Origin of the sequence: Pseudomonas fluorescens (assembly GCF_030344995.1) — a bacterium.
Lineage (GTDB): Bacteria > Pseudomonadota > Gammaproteobacteria > Pseudomonadales > Pseudomonadaceae > Aquipseudomonas > Aquipseudomonas fluorescens_BF.
Window position 1 is genome coordinate 1,616,364 of record NZ_CP128260.1, and the last position, 20,876, is coordinate 1,637,239.

Sequence of the window (20,876 nt, forward strand, 5' to 3'; positions counted from 1 at the left end):
GCAGCAGGTGCAGTGATGGCTAATACACAATTGAGCCTGATCCCGCAGAACTTCCCCGTCACGGTCAACATGCTCGTGGTGCTCAAGGGCGCCGAGAAAATGGAGACCGAGATGAAGGGGCTGCGCGGCAAGGTCGCAGCATTCAAGAAAAGCATGGAAGACAGCGGCCTCGAGCCGCTGGACGTCGCCGGGTTCATCGCCGAAGGTGGCTTGCTCAAGCCGTTTCAGGACGGTATCAAGAAAGCCATCGAGGCGCAGGACGCGCTGGCGAAAAAAGCTCTGGCGAACAAACACCTGAAAGTCCCCAAGGTGGTCCACGGTGAAACCTCGGCCAACCTCGAGAAGTTCAACGAGGCGCTGGACAAGATTTCGCTGAACATCGGACAGGCGTTGTTGCCGGCGGTCAACGGCATCGTCACGGCGCTGACGCCGGTGATCACCTCGATCGGCCAGTTCGTCGCTAACAACCCCTATCTCGTCGAAGGACTGGCGGCTGCGGCCGTGGCGTTCACGGTAGTGACGGTCGGCGCGATGGGGCTGGTTGCGGTGCTGGGGATTCTGACGTCACCGATCGGCCTGATCGCTGCGGCCATTGCTGCAGCGGTGGCAGTCATCGTGATTGGCGCGCGGCTGATTACCGACAACTGGGCGTCGATCAGCGGATTCTTCAGCGAGACCTGGCAATCGCTCAGCGCTTCGACCCGTCGCGGTATCGACAAGGTTCAAAAAGGCTGGGACGAGATGGCAACGGGCGCGCGGCTGAAATTCGACTCGATGCAAGCCTCGGCCAAACAGAAGTGGGAAGAAATGAAGGCTGACGCCGTTGCCGGTGCCAGTCGTCTTGCAGAGGGCGCGACCGCGCGCCTGAATGCGTTCGGGGCGACGATGGGCGAGCTGTGGGATTCGGCTGGCGCTGTCGTCAAGGATTACTGGAACGACGCTGTCGCCGGTAGCGCCGCCGGTCTGGAAGCACTGAAAGACAATCTGTACACCTCGCCCAAGGCGAAACTCGCCGAGGTCTGGGGTGCGACGACAACGGTATTCAGCGGATTCTGGGACAGCGCGGCAGCAAAAGCCGCGACTGGCATGGAAGCACTGAAGGCCAATCTGTACGCCTCACCGAAGGCGAAACTGGCCGAAGTCTGGGATTCCACGCAAACGGTATTCAGTGGGTTCTGGAACCGTGCAGCTATCAGCGCGACCACCGGCTGGGCCACGCTCAAGGCAACGTTCGACGGCTCGCTGGCCGACAGATTTTCCGGCGTGTGGGGTTCGGCTCAGGGGATGTTCTCCGTTGTGCTGGACAACATGAGAGCAACGGCTTCAGCCGGTTGGGAACAACTGAAGTCGACGTTCTCCTGGTCGCCGTTCAGCCTGATTCAAAGCAACTGGCAACCGCTGGGCGAGGTGTTTTCTGCGCTCTGGGATGTGCTGCGGGCGAGTGCGCTGACGCTGAAAAGCGAGTTCCAGAACCTGTTCAACTTCTCGCCGATGGAATCGGCGATGGCGCAGTGGGACGGTTTGAAAGGCTACTTTTCCGGTTTGTGGGCAGCGTTGACCACAGAGGCACTAGCGGTCGCGAACGCCTTCGGCACGCTGTTCAGCCAATCGCCGATGGAGTCGGTCAAGCAAGCCTGGGAGCCGATTCTCGGCTGGTTCAGCGAGCTGTGGGCAAAACTGCAGAGCGTCGTCGCACCGATCCGGGAATTGCTCAACGGCAATCTTTCCGGCGTTGTGGCGACGATTACCGGGCAGTCCCCGAAGGCCACTTCCGGCTCGTCGGCCATGACCAGTTCTTTGCCGCAATCCTCCAGCGCCCTGATCCAGCAAAGCGCCGCCAACAACCGTACGCAACTCGAAGGCGGCCTGACGGTGCGCTTCGAAAATGCGCCGGCGGGGCTGCGCACCGATCAACCGCAAACCAATCAACCGGGGCTGGCGCTCAGTTCGCGTATCGGCTATCGCTCGCTGTCCATGGGAGGTTCCAATGAACTGGCGTGATCGTTTGTTGCCGGCATCCTTTCGCGGTGTCGGTTTCTGGATCGACCAGGCGAAAACCCCGGTCGGTCGCAAGGGGCAGTTGCACGAATACCCGCAACGCGACCTGCCGTTTTTCGAGGACCTTGGCCAGCAGGCCAAGACCCACGACCTGACGGCGTTCATCATCGGTGCCGATTGCCTGGAGCAGCGCGACAAGCTGCTTCAGGCGCTGGAGCAGGGCAGCGGCGAACTGGTGCATCCGTGGCTGGGACGCTTGCAGGTCAAGGTCGGCGAATGCGACATGACCCACACCCGCCAGGACGGCGGGATGGTGACCTTCAGTCTGAAGTTCTACCCGGACCGACCGCTGCCGTTTCCGACGGCGACCGTCAGCACCCAGAAAGTGCTGCTGGCCAAGGCCGACGGTTTGCTCGGCTCGGCGGTGGCGCGCTTCGAACAGGCGATGACCCTGATCAAGGCGGCGCGGATCGGCATCGCCAATCTGCGCAACAGCCTTACCGGCGTGTACGACGTGATCAAGGAACAGCTCAAGCCGCTGATCGCCCAGTACAAGCAGATCACCGAGCTGGTCAGGGCCGTCAAGGAACTGCCCAAGGAAGTGGCGGCGGAGTTCAAGGGGTTGCTCGGCGATATCAAGGAACTCAAGGAATTCGCGAAGGAGGGCTACCGTGGCGTGATTGCCGACGTGTCCCAACAGATCGAAGCCATCCGCAAGGCTGATGCGCCGAAAATCACCACCGGCAAGGACACCAACGCCGCCGCGCAAGCGATGGCCAATCTGGTGCAGGACACGCTGATCGTGAAAGTGGCGCAGTGGGTCGCCTCAATGCCAGTGGCGTCGACGCCGGTGAAACTCAATTCGACGCCTTCGCTGGACCAGCAATCGAAGCAGCCGGTCAGCCGTCAGGAAGTGCCGGTCACGGATGATCTGCAAACGCTGCAAAAAGCCTTGAACGAAGTGCTGCAAATGGCTCAGGACAAGGCCGATCCCGGGCACTACCAGGCCATCGGCGATCTGAAGGAGGCGCTGAATGGGCACTTCAAAGCTGTGGCGTCGTCCGGTGTGCGACTCGTCAGCAAAACATTCCAGGAAACCTTTCCGGCGCTGGTCGTGGCCTACAAGCAGTTTGGCGATGCGACCCGTGTGACCGAGGTCATTCAGCGCAACGGTCTGTCTCATCCGAGCTTCCCACCCAACGAAGTCAAGGTTTCCAGGGAGTGAGCCATGAGCGAGACTGACAACCGCGTCACGCTGACCGTCGACAACATGGAGTACGGCGGCTGGAAAAGCGTGCAGATCACCGCGGACCTGGAGCGCCAGTTCCGCACTTTCAAACTCGACATCACCTGGCAATGGCCGGGGCAGACCGTGGATCAGCGAATCAAGGCCGGCGACCCGTGCGAAGTGCGGATCGGCAAGGATCTGGTGCTCACCGGTTATGTGTTCAAGGCCCCGATCAGCTATGACGGGCGGCAGATCAGCCTGAGTATCGAAGGCAGTTCCAAGACCCAGGATCTGGTCGATTGCGCGGCGCGTAACATCCCCGGCCAATGGCAGGAACAGCCACTGTTGAACATCGTCCAGGCCCTGGCCGGGGAATACACGCAGTTTGTGGTCAACGAGATTCCCGAGACCGCACGCTTGAGCAAGCACACGATCGTGCCGGGTGAAACGGTGTTTCAGTCGATCGACCGTTTGCTCTCGCTGTACCGGGTGTTTTCCACCGATGACGCCGAGGGCCGGCTGGTGCTGGCCAAACCGGGCAGCGGCGGCCGCGCCAGCGATGCGCTGGAGCTGGGCAAGAATATTCTGTCGGCCAATGCGCCGATGGATCACAGCCAAGTGTTCTCCGAGTACCGGGTGATCGGCCAGCAAAAGGGCAACGACAAGAAGAGCGGGGCGGCGGTCAGCGAGGTTGAATCCAGCGCGACCGACCTGAGCTTCAAGCGTCGGCGCACCACGATCATCAACGAAGGCTCGCAACTGACGTTCGAACTGGCCCAGCAACGGGCCCAGTGGGAAAGCGCCACGCGCATGGGCCGGGCGCTGACCACCACATATCAGGTGCAGGGCTGGCGTCAGTCCAACGGCGATCTGTGGCGCCACAACACGCTGGTGAAGGTCAAGGATCCGGTGCTCGGCTTCGATGGCGACATGCTGATCTCCAAGGTGACGTATTCGCTGTCGGCGCAAGGCTCGGTGACCACGCTGCAAGTGGCGCCGCCGCATACCTTCGACGCCAATCCGATCCCACCCCAAAAAGCCTGAGCCGGCACCTCCCTCCAAGGAAACCCTATGAGCCTACTGACACGCCTGCTGGCGCGCGGCACTGTCGTGCTCGCCAATTCGGCATCCAAGCTGCAATCGCTGCAAATGCGCCTTACCGCCGGTGAAGTGAACGACGACCTGGAGCACTTCGAACCCTACGGTTTCACCAGCCATCCGCTGGCCGGTGCCGAAGGCGTCGTCACGTTTCTCGGCGGCGACCGTTCCCACGCCATCGCCCTGGTGGTCGCCGACCGCCGTTACCGCCTGCAATCGCTGGCGGCCGGCGAGGTGGCGATCTACACCGACGAGGGCGACAAAATTCACTTCAAGCGCGGGCGGGTCATCGACATCGAAACCGCCACGCTGAACATCCGCGCCAGCACCGCCGTGAACTTCGAGACGCCGGTGATCAACCAGACCGGCAAGATCGTTTCCAAAGGCGATCAAGTGGCCGGCGGCATCAGCCAGATCAAGCACGTGCACGTTGGCGTGCAGGCAGGCAGTGGCCAGACCGGCGCGCCGGCGGGAGGTCAGTGATGCTTTTCAGTCAGAACCTCCATGCCGCACTGACCCGCGCCGTACTCATCAGCCTGTTCACCTGGCGCCGTGCGGCCGACGACGATGCCCTCGATGACGAGGAGCGTTTCGGCTGGTGGGGCGACACCTTTCCCACCGTGGCTGACGATCGCATCGGCTCGCGGCTGTGGCTGTTGCGCCGGGTCAAGCTGACCCGCCAGACCCAGATGGACGCCGAGTTCTATGCCCGCGAAGCCTTGCAATGGCTGATCGACGACGGCCATTGCAGCGCCATCGACATCATCAGCGAACGCCTCGACGCCAAGCGCCTGAACCTGCGCACGGTCCTGACCCTGGCCGACGGCGAACGCCTGGACATCAACCCCGATAACAGTTGGCAGGTGATCTATGCCGTTTGAAACCCCTTCGCTGCCGGTGCTGATCAAGCGCACCCAAAGCGACCTGGCCGGCGATTCGCTGCGCCAGTCCGATGCGCAAGTCCTGGCCCGCACACTCGGCGGCGCCGCTTATGGTCTGTACGGCTATCTCGACTGGATTGCCGAGCAGATCCTGCCCGACACCGCCGATGAATCGACCCTGGAGCGCATCGCCGCACTGCGCCTCAACCAGCCGCGCAAACCGGCGCAGGTCGCCACCGGCAACGTCAGCTTCAACGCCACGGCGGGTGCGGTGCTGGACGCCGATACGTTGCTGCAGGCAAGTGACGGTCGCACCTTCAAAGTCACCGTCGCGCGCACCACCGTCAATGGCGTCAACAGCATCAGCATTGCCGCGCTGGATGCCGGCAGTCTGGGCAACGCCGAGGCCGGGCTGGCACTGACGCCGGTGCAGCCGATCGCCGGCGTGGTCGGCAACAGTTTTGTGGTGCTGGCGCCCGGACTGAACGGTGGCGTGGCACGTGAAAGCCTGGAGTCGTTGCGCTCGCGGGTGATCCGTTCCTACCGCGTCATCCCCCACGGCGGCTCGGCCAGCGACTATGAAACCTGGGCGCTGGAAGTGCCGGGTGTGACCCGCGCGTGGTGTCGTGGCGGCTTCCTCGGGCCGGGCACCGTCGGCGTGTACATCATGCGCGACGACGATCCGCAACCGGTGCCGAATGCCGATCAACTGGCCGAAGTACAGGCCTACATTGAGCCGTTGCGTCCGGTGACCGCCGAAGTCCACGTGCGTGCTCCGGTGCAGAAACCGGTGACCTATCAGCTGAAGCTGACCCCCGACACCACCGCCGTACGCGCCGCCGTCGAAACCCAGTTGCGCGATCTGCATAACCGCGAAGCCGACCTGGGCGAGGATCTGTTGATCAGCCATATCCGCGAAGCGATCAGCAGCGCGGCGGGTGAAACCGATCATGTCCTTTCCGCCCCCGTGGCCAACGTGGCCGCCGGTGACAGCGAACTGCTCACCTTCGGGGGTTGCGTATGGCTGCCATAAGAACTGCTGCCCAATACCAGGCGCAACTGCGCGCCTTGCTGCCGAGCGGCCCGGCGTGGGATCCGGAGCGCGTGCCGGAGCTTGAGGAAGTGCTGCAAGGCGTCGCCGTCGAACTGGCGCGCCTCGACGCTCGCGCCGCCGACCTGCTCAACGAAATGGACCCGGCTGGCGTCAGCGAACTGGTGCCGGACTGGGAGCAGGTGATGAACCTGCCCGACCCGTGCCTCGGCGCCACGCCGCTGTTCGATGACCGCCGCCTTGCCGTGCGCCGCCGCTTGCTCGCAGTCGGCAGCCAGGCTGTCGGCTACTACCTGGAAATCGCCAAAAGCCAGGGTTATCCCAACGCCACCATCACCGAACTCGAAGCCCCGCGTATGGGCCGTTCGCGTTTCGGTGCGGCGCACTGGGGCACCTGGGAAGCACAGTTCATGTGGACGCTCAACACCGGCGGCCGGTTGCTACTCGGCCGGCGTTTCGGCGCGAGTTACTGGGGCGAGCGCTTTGGCGTGAATCCGGGATCGGCGCTGGAGTGCCTGATCCACCGGGCGGCACCGGCGCATACCAAGGTGCACATCAACTATGACTAGGGAATAACGCAATGGATTATCCGAAGAGTGTCCCCAGCGCCGGTCTGGTGAATGGGAAGTTTATCGATGAAAACCCGTTGACCGGGACACCGGGGTCGTTGATCCCGGCGGACTGGGGCAACAGTGTCACCCAGGAAATTCTCAGCGTGATCAAGGCCGGGGATCTGACCCCGGACGAGAAGAAATACGATCAGTTGTTGCAGGCGATTCAGACGGTGACGGCCAAAGGCTGGAATCAGGATCTGGCATTGCCGCTGGCAGCGTTGCCATTGCCGACCGTGGCCACGACGGATGCCCGGATGCCGATTACACCGGCCGCCGCCTCGACCAGCGGCGGACGGGTGTCGGTGCCGGCGGGTGTTTACGTCAGCATCGGTCAGGAGGTGGTGGCGGGGCAGTTGGGCCGCTCGCGTACGTTCACCACTCAGGCCTGGAGCAGCGCCGATCTGTTGCCGAGTTCGGGTTACTTTCTGCGGGCACAGGTGGTGGGTGGTGCGCTGACGTTTTACATGCAGCGCGGGACGATCTATGACGCTAGCCCAGACGGTTTGAAGGGGACGGTCAATGGGGCGGCGGGTGGTGGTTTCCAGTCGACACCGCTGGATATCTGTCTCGCCTGGGTCGTCACGGCGGGTCCGGGATCCGTGCCGATTGTCCGGCAGATCTACAACCGTAACCGGTTGTCCTGGACTCAGGTGGTCAATGGCAATGGCGTGGTCTATCTGCCGCTCGACCCTCATGCGCGAACAGCACGTCTGGTGGTCGGGAATCCGACCCCGCACCCGACGGCTATCACTGGCGTGTCGTTTGCACCGGGCGGCTGGCTGGGAGGGAATTACTGTTTCCTCAATCCGACTATCGGTACGTCCAATAATTGGGACGGTTGGGGAACGGCAGGCGCATCGGTGGGAATCTTCACCAGTAACGTCGTCAACGACACCACGCTTTCAACGTTGACGGCTGGTTTCGATCACTCGGAACTACGTTCGCTGTGGCAGGTGTACCAAGCCGAGCACACTTGGAACGCAGGGAATGCCGCCAGTGACGAATTGCTATTCGGGATGGGGATCAAAAGCTTTTCTCAAACCGATTATTCGAACGGTATCGCAGTCAATTTCACGGCGGCCGTAAATGTGCATTTGTCTTGGGAGTTGATCCGATGAACATCATTCAGGAACTGCATCAATTCGAAGACGGCTTGCGTCCGGTACCAACTTCTGCCGCCCATGACTGGGACGGTGAGCAGTGGGTCATCAATCCCGAGAAAGTCGCGCTGCTGGAACAACAGGAAACCGAAAGTCTGTGCGCCAAGGTCGATGCGGTAGCCGACAGCGCGCGCACCGCACTGGCCGGTGATCCTCTCAAAGCCCTTGAGTATGCCCAGGCGGCGGTCGATGCTCAGGCCTTTCAGGACGCCGGTTACCCGAAAAAGGAAGTGCCGCTGTCCGTCGCCGCCTGGGTTGCCAAGGGCCGGTCGGCGAAACAGTCCGCCGAGCAGATTCTCGACAAGGCCGCCCGGCTCAGCGACACCCTGCTGACCCTGCGCACCTTGCGCCTGAAGGCCAAGAACCAGATTCGCGCTTGCGCAGGCAAAGGTCAGATGGATCAGGCTAGAGCTGCCGCCGATGAGGCGCTGCAGGCGATACGTGAGCTGACCGCCATCCCGACCGCGTAACCGCAGTTCGCGTTACCCAAGCCCACTTGATTGTGGGCTTTTTATTTTCAGGAACAGAAGCGTTTGCGCCGTGGCGAAAGCTTGCGCGCGGCCACGTTTCATTTGTCATTACAGAGGAACGAACACCCATGGATTACCCAAAAAGTGTCCCCAGCGTCGGCCTGGTCGATGGCCGCTTCGTCGATGAGAACCCGGTGGCGGGAACGCCCGGTTCGTTGATTCCGGCGGTGTGGGGCAACAGCGTTACGCAGGAAATTCTCAACGTGATCACCGGCGCCGGGCTGACAGCCGTCGAGGCCGATACAGCTCAGTTGTACAAGGCGATTCAGTCGATCGTTGGCAACACCAGTCCGATGCGATCAGTCATTACACGATTGGCGGCTTCCAAAACATTGTCCGCGCAAGAGCTCGGCCTGGTGCTGATCGACGGCAGTCCCGGAGCCTTGACCCTTTCGTTGCCTCCCGCCGACGTCGCTCTTGGCGTGCGTGACGTGATTGTTCGTCGCGTGGACAACAGCGGAAACCGTATGGTCATCCAGGCCTCCGGTACTGACCGCATGCGCTTTCACACCCATCTTTCGCCGAGTGGATATCCATTCTTCGTATTGATGGGCAGCGGTGACTGGTGGCATTTGCGCAGCGACGGCGCTGGCAGTTGGTGGCCCGTCGGTCGCTTCGACAACACACCACTGGGACGGCCGTTTTTTGAAACCACCACCTTGCTCAGTCCCGGTGGTTACGGCGCGCTGAATGGCACCGTCATGAAACGTGTCGAGTGGCCCTGGCTGTGGGACCACGCCCAGCTGTCGGGAATGTTGGGCACCGAGGCCGCGCGCGCGGGCAACGAAGGTAAATGGACGTCGGGTGACGGTGCGGCAACTTTCCGTGGTCCTGAGGGGCGAGGCGAGTTTCTGCGGGTTCTGGACGAGGGCAGGGGCGTGGACACCGGCCGTGCCATGGGGGCCTTTCAGGCCGGATCGATTCACTCGTATGCCATGGGCGGCAATGGTGCCGGTGCGGTGGGCGCGTGGTGGTCGGACAGCCTGACCAGCTTCGGTGCCGAGTCTCGTGAAGAACCGCAATACGTGTCGGGACTGGTCAACGGCGGCCCTGTCTTCCCTGCCAATACGACCTACCAACGAGATGCTGCCAACACCTTACTGCTGGCGTTCAAGTCCCGACCTCGCAACATCGCCTATCCCGGCCGTATCAAACTCATCTGAGGTGCCTATGTTCAATTATCTGTTTGACGGCGCGGGCGTTTTGTCCGGGCCTGTCGAGTTCTTCGTGACACCGGGCATCGGCATTCAATTGCCCAGCAACGCGGTGGAGTTGTCGTTCGAATTACCCGCGCCTGAAGCCGGTCGCACCTGGGCCTTGATCAACGGGGTACCGCGAGAGGTGATTGACCGGCGCGGTCCGGTTTTTCGCAAGGACGGCGGCGGGCAACAGATCTGGAATGAGCTGGGAGAGTTGCCTGAAACCTTCACAGCGCAGCCGTGGCCGGGGGAGTTCCATGTATGGCGCGACAACGCCTGGCAACTGGATGAACAGGCCCGTTTGCTCAGCATCAGTCAGCAGGCTCTGGAGACGCGCGACACGCTGCTGCGCGACGCTGTCCTGCGCATCGCCCCTCTGCAATACGCCGAAGACATCGGCGACGCCAGCCACGAAGAGCAACTGCAATTGCTCGAATGGAAGCTCTACAGCGTCGAGCTGAATCGCATCGAAAAACAGGCCGGTTTCCCCGGCGAAGTCACTTGGCCGGCGGTGCCCGGCGCAAGCGTAACCAACTGATCGCAGCACAGGGAACCGTGCAATGGATTATCCAAACAGCATCCCCGGCGTCGGCCTGGTCAACGGCGGTTTTGTCGATGAAAACCCGGTTGCCGGCACGCCCGGCTCGTTGATCCCCGCCGCCTGGGGCAACAGCGTCACGCAAGAAATTCTCAACGCCATCAAGGCCGCCGGACTGACGCCGGACGAGAGCAAAACCAATCAGCTGGCAACGGCCATTGGCGCCCTTGTCGACTTCACCAAACTGAAGAACACCCCGACCACGCTGGCGGGCTACGGCATCACCGATGCGGTGGGGCGGTTGCTGGCGGTCAGGCAGATCGACGCGGTCGGGATCACGGTTTACAAGCCGAACCCGAGGGCCAAACGGATTCGAGTGCGGTTGGTCGGGGCGGGTGGATCGGGGGGCGGATGTGCCCCCATCCCGGCCACTTATCAAGGCATCGGCGGCGGTGGCGGGGCGGGCGCTTACGGGGAAAGTCTGTATGACGTCACGCCGGAGATGCTGGCCGGTGTTCCGGTCACGCTGGGCGCCGGCGGTGCCCCGCGTAACGCGATCGGCCAGGCGGGCGGCGGCGCTTCTTTCGGTTCCTACCTGAGTGTTTCGGGCGGCATGGGCGGGCAGACGATTACCGTCCTGACGTCCGCCACTGCGTCCGGCTTCGTACAAGGCGGCGCGGGCGGGCAGGTCGTTACGGGCGGCAACCTCTGCAGCGCTCGCGGTATCCCCGGCACCTATGCGATGTACAACAACAACTGGGGAGTGCTCTGCGGAGGCGGGGGACCCAGCCCGTTTGATGGTGGTGCTCCGCTAATGGGCGTGAATGGCAACGGTACTCCCGGTGTTCGCGGCTCGGGGGGCAGCGGTTCCTGTTCGAGCAACGCTTCCGCATCAGTCGTGAGCGGCGCCGGGGGCAATGCCTTCTGTGAAATCTGGGAGTACGAGTAATGGCCCGTTATGCACGCATTGAAAACGGTGTTGTGGTTGAAGTGATCGACACCGGTGACTACGCAATCGAGCAACTGTTTGCGCCTGCGTTCGTCGCGGCGATGGTGAAAGTCCCCGATGGCGTGAACGTCGAAATCGGAGCGCCAATGGCCGATGCAACGCCCGCTATCGAACCTTCGCGCGAACCGCAAAGTCCTGTCATCGCTCAGGTCGCAATGGTCGACGACAACGAGCCTCTGGCAGTAGAGCGCGCTTGGCGCCAGTCGGCGCTTGCTGCCACCGAATGGCTGGTCACCCGCCACCGCGACGAGCAGGAACTGGGACGCGGAACAACGCTCAAGGCCCAGCAATATCTGGAGCTGCTCGAGTACCGCCAGGCCTTGCGCGACTGGCCTGCCGCGAGCCCGTCTCAGACCTTCGCTGAACGGCCGGCGCAGCCTGCCTGGTTCACGGCAGTGTCTGCCTGACGCAGCCGAATGCAGGTGTATTCATATTCAGGAGACAGGTAATGGATTATCCAAAAAACATTCCCAGCGCAGGTTTGGTGAATGGCAGGTTTGTTGACGAAAACCCTCTGACCGGAACACCCGGTTCGTTGATTCCGGCAAGCTGGGGAAATGGTGTTACGCAAGAAATTCTTGAAGTCATCAAAAGCGCAGGGACCGCTGCCGATGAGAGTGATAACACTCAGCTCAGGGCAGCGATCGATACGCTTATCTCGAAGAAGCAAAGCGACAGTCTGGCCAGTCAGGAAGAAGCTGAGTCGGGAGCCAGCGCTACTCGCTTGATGACGCCGTTACGAGTGTTTCAATCGATAGCGAAAAAGATGCAACAGGCGACCGAGTCGCTGATGGGGGTTGCCAAAATCTCCTCTCAGGCAGAGGTCAACGCCGGTGTCAGTGATACCTCGATTGTTACTCCTAAAAAACTCAGGCTCGGGTTCATGGTGAGGTTGGGAACCTCCGGTTATATCGTTTTCCCCTCGTGGATGGGAGGGGTGATTATCCAGTGGATCACCGGGGCCGCCAGCCAGGCGGGTAACAACGGTTTCGGCGATCTGAATCTATGGCCGCTGGTCTTTCCCAACGCGCTGTTTCTTGCTGTCGCTACTCATGAAGGCACGGCATCCGGAACGCAACTGACCTGGAACAACAACGCGACCGTGAGTCGGCAGACAGGCATCAATGTTCGCTGTCCTGAATGGCCGTCGGGCTCCATTGCCGCTCGTGTCATCGGAATAGGAAATTGAGCATGTATTACTTTTCTCCGGCAACTTGCGGCTTTTATCACTCCGATCTACACGGCGCCAACATCCCCGCGGACGCGTTTGAGTTAAGCGAAGGCGAGTATTGCGCACTGGTCTCGAACGCTCCAAAAGGAACCGTTCTTTCCCTGACTGCCAGCGGGCGCCCGGAACGGGTGCTACTGGCTGAACAAACCATCGAAGCCACAGAACGGGCCTGGCGAGACAAGGTACTGGATCGCACTCAATGGCTGGTTCTTCGTGACGCCGAAGAACTGGAAGTCGGCGAGGGCACCACTTTGCGCGCCGACGAATTCAAACAACTGCTCGCCTATCGGCAGGCACTGCGCGACTGGCCCAATGATCCGGAATTTCCGGATGCGCGCGCCCGTCCGGTAGAGCCCGACTGGCTTGAAGGATTGCTGCGGTCGAACGGCTGAGCCGTTGACCCGATCAAAGAGGAATTAACGTGGATTATCCGAAAAGCGTTCCCGGCATCGGGCTGGTGAACGGCAAGTTCGTTAACGAAGACGTCGTCGGTGGGTTGCCGGGATCGTTGATCCCTGCAACCTGGGGCAACAGCGTTACCGATGAGTTGTTGAATGTCGTCAAGTCTGCGGGCCTTGAGCCGAGCGAAAACGATGCGACGCAGTTGCTGCAGGCGATCAGGAAAATCAGCCAGGCCGGGGAAGACAAGCATGCAGCGGATATTGGTGCTGCCAATCTCTACATGGCCAACTACGTGCCGGCCATCACGACGTTGAAGGACGGTCTGGCGCTGCGTTTCACCGCAGGCAATGCCAACACCGGCGCGAGCACATTTGCGCCGAATGGTCTTCTGCCCAAACCGCTTTTGAGTCTGGCACAGAGTGCGTTGCGACCTGCCGAAATTGTCGGTGGCAGTGTGTGCTCGGTGGTGTTCAGCGCAGCGCTGGACAGTTGGTTGCTGGTGTATGCCAGCGGTGGCAATGCCTGCAGTGGCCGATTGTTGGGAGTCAAGACGTTTACCGCGTCAGGCGTTTATGCACCGACACCGGGAATGAGGAACGTACTGGTCAAGGTGTTGGGCGGCGGTGGGGGCAGTGCTGGTATTGCTGCAACCAACGGCAGTCAGGTTTCACTTGCCGGAGGCGGGGCTTCGGGCAGTTATGCCGAAGCGTGGCTTTCCGCCGCTGCCATAGGCACCAGTCAGGTCATTACTGTCGGTGCAAAAGGAATAGCGGGAGCTATTGCAGGAAGCGCCGGGCCGGGTGGCACCAGTTCTTTTGGCTCTCTGGTTTCAGCACCGGGTGGTGGTGGATCTCCGTATGTCGGCGTAATCAATATCACTGATTTTGGTCTGTTTGTTGGTGGTTTCCCGAGCAGTAGTGCTACGGGAGGCAACATCGTCAACAGTGCAGGATCTGCAGGTAGTCCGGGAATAAACCTCACGGGTTCGATTCTGGCCGGACATGGAGCGGTTTCACCCTTGGGGGGCGGCGGTTATGGCAACAGCGCTGCACTGAGTCTGGCTGCGCCAGGGTCGGGCTACGGATCTGGCGCTGGCGGCATAGCCAACGCTCTCACCCAGCCAGGTCGACCCGGCGCTGTTGGCGCCCCTGGCGTCGTGATCATTTACGAGTACGCCTGATGAAAACCTACGCACGCGTTGTTGAAAACACGGTGGTCGAGCTGTTCTCGACCGATGGAAACATGGTCGAGATGTTTCACCCGGATCTGCTCTGGGTTGACATCACCGACGTCACGCCAGCGCCCCAAATCGACTGGTCGGCGAATTTCGGCACCCTCGGTTGGGTGTTTTCGTCGCCGGAAGAAAGTGCCCCGGATGGCACTCTGAAAACCCTGGCAAAGAAATGGCTCACGGGCTTCGGCCGCCAACCGTGATTCAATCGGAGCATCCAGGGAGGATCGAGCATTATGCAAATTACTGAAGACAACCTACTCAACATCATGCCCAACGCCCGCCGCCAAGCGGGCGTTTTTGTTTCTGCACTCAACGATGCCATGGCGCGCCATCGCATCGACACGCCCAAGCGCATTGCCGCGTTTCTTGCCCAGATCGGACACGAATCGGGGCAGTTGCAGTACGTGCGCGAACTGGGCAATAACCAGTACCTGAGCAAATACGACACCGGTACGCTGGCCCTGCGATTGGGCAACACGCCCGAGGCCGATGGCGACGGGCAGAAGTATCGCGGGCGCGGGCTGATCCAGATTACCGGCCGCGCCAACTATCGCCAGTGCAGCCTCGGACTGTTCGGCGATGAACGTCTGCTGGCGTTGCCGGAACTGCTGGAGCAGCCGCAATGGGCGGCCGAGTCCGCCGCGTGGTTCTGGGCGCAGAACGGCCTGAACGCGCTGGCGGATCAGGATCAGTTCAACAGCATTACCCGGCGGATCAACGGCGGGTTGAACGGATTGCAGGATCGGCTGGAACTCTGGGGGCGGGCGAGGGCGGTGCTATGCCTGCCTTCGGTCTGAGCGTCTGGCGGCTGATCGGGCTGGTGCTGCTGGTCGCAGGGTCGGCGGCGCTGGCGTGGCAATTTCAGGACTGGCGCTACGGTCGCCAACTGGCCGAGCAGGCCCGGCTGCATGCCGAAGCCCTCAATCAACTGACTTCGGCCGCCGCCACCGCGCAACAGGCCGAGCAGGACAAGCGTCTGGCACTGGAGCAGCGGCTCACGGCCAGTGAACAAACCCATTACCGAGCACTGAACGATGCCCAACGTGATCAGGATCGCCTGCGCGATCGCCTTGCCACTGCTGATCTGCGCCTGTCAGTCCTCATCGACGCAGGCGATGCTGCCCAAGGCTGCGGTGTGCCAGCCGCCTCCGGCACCGGCGGCGTGGATCATGCAGCCGTACGCGCCCGACTTGACCCGGCGCATGCTCGACGAATTGTCGCCATCACCGGCGAAGGCGACCGCGGACTGATCGCCTTGCAGGCCTGTCAGGCCTATATCAGAGCGCTGGCGCCCGAACATTTTGAATAAGCTTGTGTATTGAAAGCGCAACCGGCTCGTGTACGGTGGTACCCATTCCATCCGATCCGGAGCGCGCCGTGAAAGAAATCACTCAACTGGCGGCCGAACTTGGCCGACGTCTGCAGTTGCTCAATGCCCACGTCACCACGGCCGAGTCCTGTACCGGTGGCGGGATTGCCGAAGCCATCACCCGCATTCCGGGGAGTTCGGCGTGGTTCGAGGCGGGTTACGTGACCTACTCCAACCGCCAGAAAACCCAGCAGTTGAATGTGCCGGCGGAGCTGTTCGAGACCGTGGGCGCGGTCAGCCGCGAAGTGGTCGAGGCCATGGTGCGCGGCGCCCAGGAGAAAAGCCTGGCGCGGTTTGCCGTGGCGGTCAGCGGTGTGGCCGGGCCGGACGGTGGTTCGCCGAACAAACCGGTGGGCACCGTCTGGCTGGCGTGGGGCGTGGGCGACCAGGTTTTCAGCGAGGTCCAGCACTTCCCCGGCAACCGCGACGAAGTCCGCCGACAAACGGTGAAGGCCGCGCTAGAGGGCTTGCTGCGACTAGCGGCACGAGAAATCGAAAATCAGGGGTAGGCGATCCGTGAACGCTGTGGAATAATACTGGCTACTTATACAGGTGTTGGCCGTCAGGCCTTATTGATTACGTGAGGACTTTAATGGACGACAACAAGAAGAAAGCCTTGGCTGCGGCCCTGGGTCAGATCGAACGTCAATTCGGCAAGGGTGCCGTAATGCGTATGGGCGATCAGGACCGTCAGGCGATCCCATCCATCTCCACCGGCTCTCTGGGTCTGGACATCGCACTCGGCATCGGCGGCTTGCCAAAAGGCCGTATCGTTGAAATCTACGGTCCTGAATCTTCCGGTAAAACCACACTGACGCTGTCCGTGATCGCCCAGGCTCAAAAAGCCGGTGCGACCTGCGCCTTCGTCGACGCCGAACACGCCCTCGACCCTGAGTACGCCGGCAAGCTGGGCGTCAATGTCGACGACCTGCTGGTTTCCCAGCCGGACACCGGCGAACAGGCCCTCGAAATCACCGATATGCTGGTGCGCTCCAACGCCGTTGACGTGATCATCGTCGACTCCGTGGCGGCACTGGTACCGAAGGCTGAAATCGAAGGCGAAATGGGCGACATGCACGTGGGCCTGCAAGCCCGTCTGATGTCCCAGGCGCTGCGTAAGATCACCGGCAACATCAAGAACGCCAACTGCCTGGTGATCTTCATCAACCAGATCCGGATGAAGATCGGCGTGATGTTCGGCAGCCCGGAAACCACCACCGGTGGTAACGCGCTGAAGTTCTACGCTTCGGTTCGTCTCGACATCCGCCGTACCGGCGCGGTGAAAGAAGGCGACGAAGTGGTCGGCAGCGAAACCCGTGTCAAGGTTGTGAAGAACAAGGTGGCTTCACCGTTCCGTCAGGCCGAGTTCCAGATTCTCTACGGCAAGGGTATCTACCTGAACGGCGAGATGATCGACCTGGGCGTGCTGCACGGTTTCGTCGAGAAGTCCGGCGCCTGGTATGCCTACGAAGGCACCAAGATCGGTCAGGGCAAGGCCAACTCGGCCAAGTTCCTGGCGGACAACCCGGAAGTCGCGGCCAAGCTCGAGAAGCAACTGCGTGACAAGCTGCTGTCGCCAGCCGTGATCGCCGACTCCAAGGCTTCTGCGGTCAAAGAGACCGAAGACGACCTGGCTGACGCTGATATCTGATTGCACCGATGACAACCGCCGTACTCGATACCCTCGTCGCGGTGCGGCGAACCGCCATGGACCTGCTCGCACGCCGCGAGCATGGTCGAGTCGAGCTGACGCGCAAACTGCGTCAGCGTGGCGCTCCCCCCGAGATGATCGAAACAGCCCTCGACCGTTTAACGGAAGAGGGGCTGCTTTCCGAAGCCCGTTATCTTGAAAGCTTTGTTTCCTATCGCGCCCGCTCCGGTTACGGCCCACTGCGGATTCGCGAAGAACTGAGCCAGCGCGGTTTACAACGTGCCGATATCGAACTCGCCTTGCGCGAGAGCGGCATCAACTGGCAGGAGCAGCTAACGGACACGTGGCAACGGAAGTTCTCCGGACAACTTCCCGGCGATGCCAAGGAACGCGCCAGACAAGGTCGATTCCTGGCATACCGGGGATTCTCGATGGAGATGATCAACCGCTTGTTCAGCGGCAGAGGGATGGACGATTAAATCGCTCCAGCTTCAATCAACAAACAAAAAAACGGCCCGCTATTTCGATAGCGGGCCGTTTTTTTTTGCCCTCACGTTACCTTCGACGGTTCGCGGGTGCGTTGCGCGGTTTGGGGTTTTGACTGCGCCCAGTTTTCCGGCAGGTTGATGTAGTCCACCAGTTCCCGCAGGCGCCCGTGATCCCGGGCGTTGAACGCGAATGCCAGGCGCGTGAGGTGGCTGAATTGGGCCTCGTCGTGCTCTTCGCCGGCGTAGGCGTGTTGATGGAACTGGTCGCTCAGGCACAGATCGGCAAACGCTTCCTGCATATGGTCGAGGGCCTGATCGCTCAGCTTGTGGTTCATACGAATGACAAATTGGCGCTTGAGCCAGCGGCTGGAATGGAAGTTGCCGTAGAACTGGTTGATCTGCTCCACCGCCTCTTCAACGTTGTAAACCAGGCGCATCAGCTTCAGGTCGGTGGGCAGGATGTAGCGGTTTTCCTCCAGTTGCTGACGGATGAAGTCCAGCGCACCTTGCCAGAACGTCCCGCCCGGTGCGTCCAGCAGTACCACCGGCACCAGGGGACTTTTGCCGGTCTGGATCAGCGTGAGTACCTCCAAAGCTTCGTCCAGGGTGCCGAACCCGCCGGGGCACAACACCAGCGCGTCGGCTTCCTTGACGAAGAACAGCTTGCGGGTGAAGAAGAAGTGGAACGGCAGCAGGTTATTGGTGCCGTCCACGGTGGGGTTGGCATGTTGTTCGAAGGGCAGGGTGATGTTGAAGCCCAGGCTGTGATCGCGGCCGGCACCTTCATGGGCGGCGGCCATGATTCCACCACCGGCACCGGTGATGACCATCATGTTCGAGCGGGCCAGCGAGGCTCCGAGTTCACGAGCCATTGCGTAAAGGGGATGTTCAACCGGAGTGCGGGCTGAGCCGAACACCGTGACCTTGCGGCGCCCCTTGAACTGTTCAAGGGTGCGAAAGGCCTGCTCCAGTTCGCGCAGGGCTTGCAGGGTGATCTTGGCGTTCCAGCGGTTATGGTCTTCCTGGGCCATGCGCAGCACGGTCAGGATCATGTCGCGGTAGATGGGGGAATTCGGGCTGTTGGGTGATACCAGGTTGAGTTGTTCTTCGACCTTGCTGATGAGGTCGTGGCCGCTTTCCTGAAAATGACGGCTGAGCAGGTCATTCGGTTGGTAAGGCATGCAACTTCTCCTTCTGCACAGAGCTTTCGGCCCTGACGTGCGGCGTCAGTGCCGCGCTGCAAGAAAACAAACGTCCGGCAGCTCCTTTCCTGCCGTTAATTAAATGATCGGGAATACGTTGAATCTAGACCCTCAAAGCATTTTTCGCTCATTGAGCATTACGCCGCAAAGTCTTTCCTGGCAACTGCTTATTGCCGCTTTGCGATGTGTTTTCACCGCTCGTCCGATGCCACGTCGAGGGTTGAATGCTCTGATTTACTAAGTTAAAGGCGCCGTACGACAACTTTGCGTCAACGACCGTACGCAAGGTGCACGCTATTCAAGGATTTGCGGGTGGCAAGGAGGCGGGACACATGACCAGAGTCATTCTGGAGATCGATACGCAGCTGTATCGGTTGTTGAAAGCATCGGCCGAGACCAACCATGTGAGTCTCGAAGAGGAGTGCTGCCGGCGCCTGGCGGGAGGGGATCGCCGCTCGCGTTACCTGCAGGCCTTGCTGGCCGAACTGCGCGCCGAGGATGAACAGCGGCGCGCTACGTCGCGATGATTACTTCTTCTTCGCTGGAGCCGCTTTCGGGCAATCCGATTCCTGGTAACTGGCGGAGCCGATTGCCTTGTTGCTTTTCACTTCAGTGAAGTCGTAGCGCATGATCGCGCCCTTGGCCATCAGCTTGCGGTACGACGGGTTGTTGCAGACCGAGGCGCCCAGCTGGAAATACACGGCTTTGGGATCGGCGCGCATTTTGTCGGCGTGGCTCTTTTGCACGCTCAGGTGATTGACCAGCGTGGTGCCTTCGACGGTGTAGCCCTGATCAAGAATGTCTTCGTTGATCGCCCGTGGCGTGCCGACGCTGCTTTGCGCGGCGACATTGCGCAGCTCTCGGTTCAGATTCTGCTCACTCAGGGATGCAGCCTGAGCGCTGAAGGACGAGGCCAGCAGAATGGCAGCGGTGGGAACGATAAGGCGCAGCATGAAACTCTCCTGGTTCAGTGACTGGTGGTTCGACCAGCCACGTGACTGTGCGTTCAGTGGCGGCGAATTATAGGGGAGCCGGTCGGGAGGGTACAGGCTTGTGCCCGTCGCTCTGGTAAACTGCCGGCCTTTATTGCCCTGCCGAGTGTCGTTCGTGTCGAGTTTCCCTGTCTGCCGGTGCCGCCTGCGATGAATCATGCCCCCAACGCCGTGGCCCGCCTGCGCGATCAGCGCGAGGACGAAGGCATCAAGCCGATTCAGGCCCGTGGTTTTCGCTCCCCGCGCTGCCGTGATTGCCGGGTGATCGTCAGCCACTGCCTGTGCGCCTGGCGGCCAACCGTCGATACGCGCTCGGGTGTTTGCCTGATCATGACCGGCAAGGAAGTGTTCAAACCCAGCAATACCGGTTGGCTGATCGCCGACATCGTGCGCGACAACCACGCCTTCATCTGGTCGCGGACCGAGCCCGACGAGCAATTGCTGGCGCTGCTGAACGACCCGCAATGGCAGCCGTATCTGGTGTTCCCCGGCGAGTACGTCGAACCTTCGCGGGTGACCAGCACCGTGGATCTCGATAGCAGCAAGCGTCCGCTGTTCATCCTGCTGGACGCGACCTGGACCGAGGCCCGCAAGATCTTCCGCAAGAGCCCGTACTTCGATCGCCTGCCGATCCTCAGTTTGTTGCCCGACAAGCTGTCGCGTTATCGCCTGCGCCGCTCGACCCGCAGCGAGCACCTGTGCACCGCCGAAGTGGCGGCGCTGTGCCTGGAACTGGCCGGTGATTCGGACGCGGCGTCGGCGCTGGATGCCTATTTCGATGTGTTCAGCCAGCATTACCTGGGGGCCAAGCAGCAACTGGAGGTCAATGTGTCAACGCCGGCCCACGCCGAATTGCTGCCCTATATCCGAAACGCGGCGCCAGTACCGGCCTGATCCTGGCCCATACTGCTAAAGCAGTGGCCGTGCGGCTTGACCACCCCGGCTTCGCTGGTCATGCTTGGCGCCGATTGGGGTGCGGCCAAGGTTTGAAACGCCGTTTT

At 61.2% G+C, this 20,876-nt stretch carries 26 protein-coding genes; 24 read left to right on the plus strand and 2 right to left on the minus strand.

Going from position 1 to position 20,876, the window contains the following annotated elements; all coding sequences use genetic code 11:
- Positions 1-15: 15 nt before the first annotated feature.
- The 22 genes from QR290_RS07200 (at position 16) to recX (ending at position 17,672) form a co-directional block, all read left to right on the plus strand.
- Positions 16-2,001 carry a hypothetical protein gene (locus tag QR290_RS07200; RefSeq protein WP_289204609.1) on the plus strand — a complete coding sequence of 662 codons (1,986 nt, stop codon included), beginning with the start codon at positions 16-18 and terminating at the stop codon, positions 1,999-2,001.
- On the plus strand, positions 1,988-3,223 hold the full coding sequence (locus QR290_RS07205) for a DNA circularization protein (RefSeq protein WP_289204610.1): 1,236 nt from the start codon (positions 1,988-1,990) through the stop codon (positions 3,221-3,223). The genes QR290_RS07200 and QR290_RS07205 overlap by 14 nt, the downstream gene beginning before the upstream one ends.
- Before the next feature lie 3 nt (positions 3,224-3,226).
- Positions 3,227-4,270 (plus strand): phage baseplate assembly protein, encoded by a 1,044-nt coding sequence (locus tag QR290_RS07210; protein WP_289204611.1) that lies wholly within the window; start codon positions 3,227-3,229, stop codon positions 4,268-4,270.
- A gap of 27 nt (positions 4,271-4,297) precedes the next feature.
- Entirely contained in the window at positions 4,298-4,807 is a 510-nt protein-coding gene (locus QR290_RS07215; protein WP_289204612.1) for a phage baseplate assembly protein V, read from the plus strand.
- Positions 4,807-5,205, plus strand: a complete 399-nt coding sequence (locus tag QR290_RS07220) for a phage GP46 family protein (RefSeq protein WP_289204613.1) — start codon at positions 4,807-4,809, stop codon at positions 5,203-5,205. The genes QR290_RS07215 and QR290_RS07220 overlap by 1 nt, the downstream gene beginning before the upstream one ends.
- Positions 5,195-6,238 carry a baseplate J/gp47 family protein gene (locus QR290_RS07225; protein ID WP_289204614.1) on the plus strand — a complete coding sequence of 348 codons (1,044 nt, stop codon included), beginning with the start codon at positions 5,195-5,197 and terminating at the stop codon, positions 6,236-6,238. Before QR290_RS07220 ends, QR290_RS07225 begins: the two co-directional genes overlap by 11 nt.
- Positions 6,226-6,825, plus strand: a complete 600-nt coding sequence (locus QR290_RS07230) for a YmfQ family protein (protein WP_085697370.1) — start codon at positions 6,226-6,228, stop codon at positions 6,823-6,825. Before QR290_RS07225 ends, QR290_RS07230 begins: the two co-directional genes overlap by 13 nt.
- Before the next feature lie 11 nt (positions 6,826-6,836).
- Positions 6,837-7,988: a phage tail protein gene (locus QR290_RS07235; RefSeq protein WP_115076758.1), complete on the plus strand. Its 1,152-nt coding sequence runs from the start codon at positions 6,837-6,839 to the stop codon at positions 7,986-7,988.
- Positions 7,985-8,500, plus strand: coding sequence for a phage tail protein (locus QR290_RS07240; protein WP_289204615.1), 516 nt, complete (start codon positions 7,985-7,987; stop codon positions 8,498-8,500). The genes QR290_RS07235 and QR290_RS07240 overlap by 4 nt, the downstream gene beginning before the upstream one ends.
- A gap of 128 nt (positions 8,501-8,628) precedes the next feature.
- The gene (locus QR290_RS07245) at positions 8,629-9,723 is read left to right on the plus strand and encodes a phage tail protein (protein ID WP_289204616.1); all 1,095 of its coding nucleotides are present in this window, start codon (positions 8,629-8,631) and stop codon (positions 9,721-9,723) included.
- A gap of 7 nt (positions 9,724-9,730) precedes the next feature.
- A complete protein-coding gene (locus tag QR290_RS07250; protein WP_289204617.1) occupies positions 9,731-10,297 on the plus strand; it encodes a tail fiber assembly protein in 567 nt (188 codons plus the stop codon).
- 22 nt (positions 10,298-10,319) lie between these two features.
- Positions 10,320-11,246, plus strand: coding sequence for a hypothetical protein (locus QR290_RS07255; protein ID WP_289204618.1), 927 nt, complete (start codon positions 10,320-10,322; stop codon positions 11,244-11,246).
- Positions 11,246-11,713, plus strand: coding sequence for a phage tail assembly chaperone (locus QR290_RS07260; RefSeq protein WP_289204619.1), 468 nt, complete (start codon positions 11,246-11,248; stop codon positions 11,711-11,713). The genes QR290_RS07255 and QR290_RS07260 overlap by 1 nt, the downstream gene beginning before the upstream one ends.
- Positions 11,714-11,754: 41 nt before the next feature.
- A complete protein-coding gene (locus tag QR290_RS07265) occupies positions 11,755-12,495 on the plus strand; it encodes a gp53-like domain-containing protein (RefSeq protein ID WP_115076764.1) in 741 nt (246 codons plus the stop codon).
- 2 nt (positions 12,496-12,497) lie between these two features.
- The gene (locus QR290_RS07270) at positions 12,498-12,929 is read left to right on the plus strand and encodes a phage tail assembly chaperone (RefSeq protein WP_289204620.1); all 432 of its coding nucleotides are present in this window, start codon (positions 12,498-12,500) and stop codon (positions 12,927-12,929) included.
- Positions 12,930-12,958: 29 nt separating this feature from the next.
- On the plus strand, positions 12,959-14,119 hold the full coding sequence (locus QR290_RS07275) for a hypothetical protein (RefSeq protein WP_289204621.1): 1,161 nt from the start codon (positions 12,959-12,961) through the stop codon (positions 14,117-14,119).
- A complete protein-coding gene (locus QR290_RS07280) occupies positions 14,119-14,373 on the plus strand; it encodes a hypothetical protein (protein WP_115076766.1) in 255 nt (84 codons plus the stop codon). Before QR290_RS07275 ends, QR290_RS07280 begins: the two co-directional genes overlap by 1 nt.
- Before the next feature lie 33 nt (positions 14,374-14,406).
- Entirely contained in the window at positions 14,407-14,970 is a 564-nt protein-coding gene (locus tag QR290_RS07285; RefSeq protein WP_115076767.1) for a glycoside hydrolase family 19 protein, read from the plus strand.
- On the plus strand, positions 14,952-15,482 hold the full coding sequence (locus QR290_RS07290; protein WP_115076768.1) for a lysis system i-spanin subunit Rz: 531 nt from the start codon (positions 14,952-14,954) through the stop codon (positions 15,480-15,482). Before QR290_RS07285 ends, QR290_RS07290 begins: the two co-directional genes overlap by 19 nt.
- 68 nt (positions 15,483-15,550) lie before the next feature.
- Positions 15,551-16,051: a CinA family protein gene (locus QR290_RS07295; RefSeq protein ID WP_115076769.1), complete on the plus strand. Its 501-nt coding sequence runs from the start codon at positions 15,551-15,553 to the stop codon at positions 16,049-16,051.
- An 83-nt stretch (positions 16,052-16,134) separates the two neighbouring features.
- The gene (recA, locus tag QR290_RS07300; protein WP_085683314.1) at positions 16,135-17,193 is read left to right on the plus strand and encodes a recombinase RecA; all 1,059 of its coding nucleotides are present in this window, start codon (positions 16,135-16,137) and stop codon (positions 17,191-17,193) included.
- A gap of 8 nt (positions 17,194-17,201) precedes the next feature.
- Complete coding sequence (recX, locus tag QR290_RS07305) at positions 17,202-17,672, plus strand: recombination regulator RecX (RefSeq protein WP_039771298.1); 471 nt, start codon at positions 17,202-17,204, stop codon at positions 17,670-17,672.
- A 71-nt stretch (positions 17,673-17,743) separates the two neighbouring features.
- Here recX and QR290_RS07310 read toward each other — a convergent pair whose 3' ends face one another.
- Complete coding sequence (locus tag QR290_RS07310; protein ID WP_115076770.1) at positions 17,744-18,862, minus strand: TIGR00730 family Rossman fold protein; 1,119 nt, start codon at positions 18,860-18,862, stop codon at positions 17,744-17,746.
- Between the two features lie 353 nt (positions 18,863-19,215).
- Between QR290_RS07310 and QR290_RS07315 the strand changes: the two genes are divergently transcribed.
- A complete protein-coding gene (locus QR290_RS07315; RefSeq protein WP_007954932.1) occupies positions 19,216-19,410 on the plus strand; it encodes a hypothetical protein in 195 nt (64 codons plus the stop codon).
- Here QR290_RS07315 and QR290_RS07320 read toward each other — a convergent pair whose 3' ends face one another.
- Complete coding sequence (locus QR290_RS07320; protein WP_064593873.1) at positions 19,411-19,836, minus strand: PA3611 family quorum-sensing-regulated virulence factor; 426 nt, start codon at positions 19,834-19,836, stop codon at positions 19,411-19,413.
- A gap of 189 nt (positions 19,837-20,025) precedes the next feature.
- Here QR290_RS07320 and QR290_RS07325 point away from each other — a divergent pair, with 189 nt between their 5' ends.
- The gene (locus QR290_RS07325) at positions 20,026-20,769 is read left to right on the plus strand and encodes a tRNA-uridine aminocarboxypropyltransferase (protein ID WP_289204622.1); all 744 of its coding nucleotides are present in this window, start codon (positions 20,026-20,028) and stop codon (positions 20,767-20,769) included.
- Positions 20,770-20,876: the final 107 nt, after the last annotated feature.

Bases quoted from the DNA above. Each gene is read 5' to 3' on its own strand.
- QR290_RS07285 (WP_115076767.1), top strand. From the start codon at position 14,407: ATGCAAATTACTGAAGACAACCTACTCAACATCATGCCCAACGCCCGC.
- QR290_RS07320 (WP_064593873.1), bottom strand. From the start codon at position 19,836: ATGCTGCGCCTTATCGTTCCCACCGCTGCCATTCTGCTGGCCTCGTCC.
- QR290_RS07255 (WP_289204618.1), top strand. From the start codon at position 10,320: ATGGATTATCCAAACAGCATCCCCGGCGTCGGCCTGGTCAACGGCGGT.
- QR290_RS07280 (WP_115076766.1), top strand. From the start codon at position 14,119: ATGAAAACCTACGCACGCGTTGTTGAAAACACGGTGGTCGAGCTGTTC.
- QR290_RS07290 (WP_115076768.1), top strand. From the start codon at position 14,952: ATGCCTGCCTTCGGTCTGAGCGTCTGGCGGCTGATCGGGCTGGTGCTG.
- QR290_RS07260 (WP_289204619.1), top strand. From the start codon at position 11,246: ATGGCCCGTTATGCACGCATTGAAAACGGTGTTGTGGTTGAAGTGATC.
- QR290_RS07210 (WP_289204611.1), top strand. From the start codon at position 3,227: ATGAGCGAGACTGACAACCGCGTCACGCTGACCGTCGACAACATGGAG.
- QR290_RS07205 (WP_289204610.1), top strand. From the start codon at position 1,988: ATGAACTGGCGTGATCGTTTGTTGCCGGCATCCTTTCGCGGTGTCGGT.
- QR290_RS07215 (WP_289204612.1), top strand. From the start codon at position 4,298: ATGAGCCTACTGACACGCCTGCTGGCGCGCGGCACTGTCGTGCTCGCC.
- QR290_RS07265 (WP_115076764.1), top strand. From the start codon at position 11,755: ATGGATTATCCAAAAAACATTCCCAGCGCAGGTTTGGTGAATGGCAGG.
- QR290_RS07240 (WP_289204615.1), top strand. From the start codon at position 7,985: ATGAACATCATTCAGGAACTGCATCAATTCGAAGACGGCTTGCGTCCG.
- QR290_RS07250 (WP_289204617.1), top strand. From the start codon at position 9,731: ATGTTCAATTATCTGTTTGACGGCGCGGGCGTTTTGTCCGGGCCTGTC.
- QR290_RS07220 (WP_289204613.1), top strand. From the start codon at position 4,807: ATGCTTTTCAGTCAGAACCTCCATGCCGCACTGACCCGCGCCGTACTC.
- recA (WP_085683314.1), top strand. From the start codon at position 16,135: ATGGACGACAACAAGAAGAAAGCCTTGGCTGCGGCCCTGGGTCAGATC.
- QR290_RS07245 (WP_289204616.1), top strand. From the start codon at position 8,629: ATGGATTACCCAAAAAGTGTCCCCAGCGTCGGCCTGGTCGATGGCCGC.
- recX (WP_039771298.1), top strand. From the start codon at position 17,202: ATGACAACCGCCGTACTCGATACCCTCGTCGCGGTGCGGCGAACCGCC.
- QR290_RS07225 (WP_289204614.1), top strand. From the start codon at position 5,195: ATGCCGTTTGAAACCCCTTCGCTGCCGGTGCTGATCAAGCGCACCCAA.
- QR290_RS07200 (WP_289204609.1), top strand. From the start codon at position 16: ATGGCTAATACACAATTGAGCCTGATCCCGCAGAACTTCCCCGTCACG.
- QR290_RS07315 (WP_007954932.1), top strand. From the start codon at position 19,216: ATGACCAGAGTCATTCTGGAGATCGATACGCAGCTGTATCGGTTGTTG.
- QR290_RS07325 (WP_289204622.1), top strand. From the start codon at position 20,026: ATGAATCATGCCCCCAACGCCGTGGCCCGCCTGCGCGATCAGCGCGAG.
- QR290_RS07230 (WP_085697370.1), top strand. From the start codon at position 6,226: ATGGCTGCCATAAGAACTGCTGCCCAATACCAGGCGCAACTGCGCGCC.
- QR290_RS07270 (WP_289204620.1), top strand. From the start codon at position 12,498: ATGTATTACTTTTCTCCGGCAACTTGCGGCTTTTATCACTCCGATCTA.
- QR290_RS07310 (WP_115076770.1), bottom strand. From the start codon at position 18,862: ATGCCTTACCAACCGAATGACCTGCTCAGCCGTCATTTTCAGGAAAGC.
- QR290_RS07235 (WP_115076758.1), top strand. From the start codon at position 6,837: ATGGATTATCCGAAGAGTGTCCCCAGCGCCGGTCTGGTGAATGGGAAG.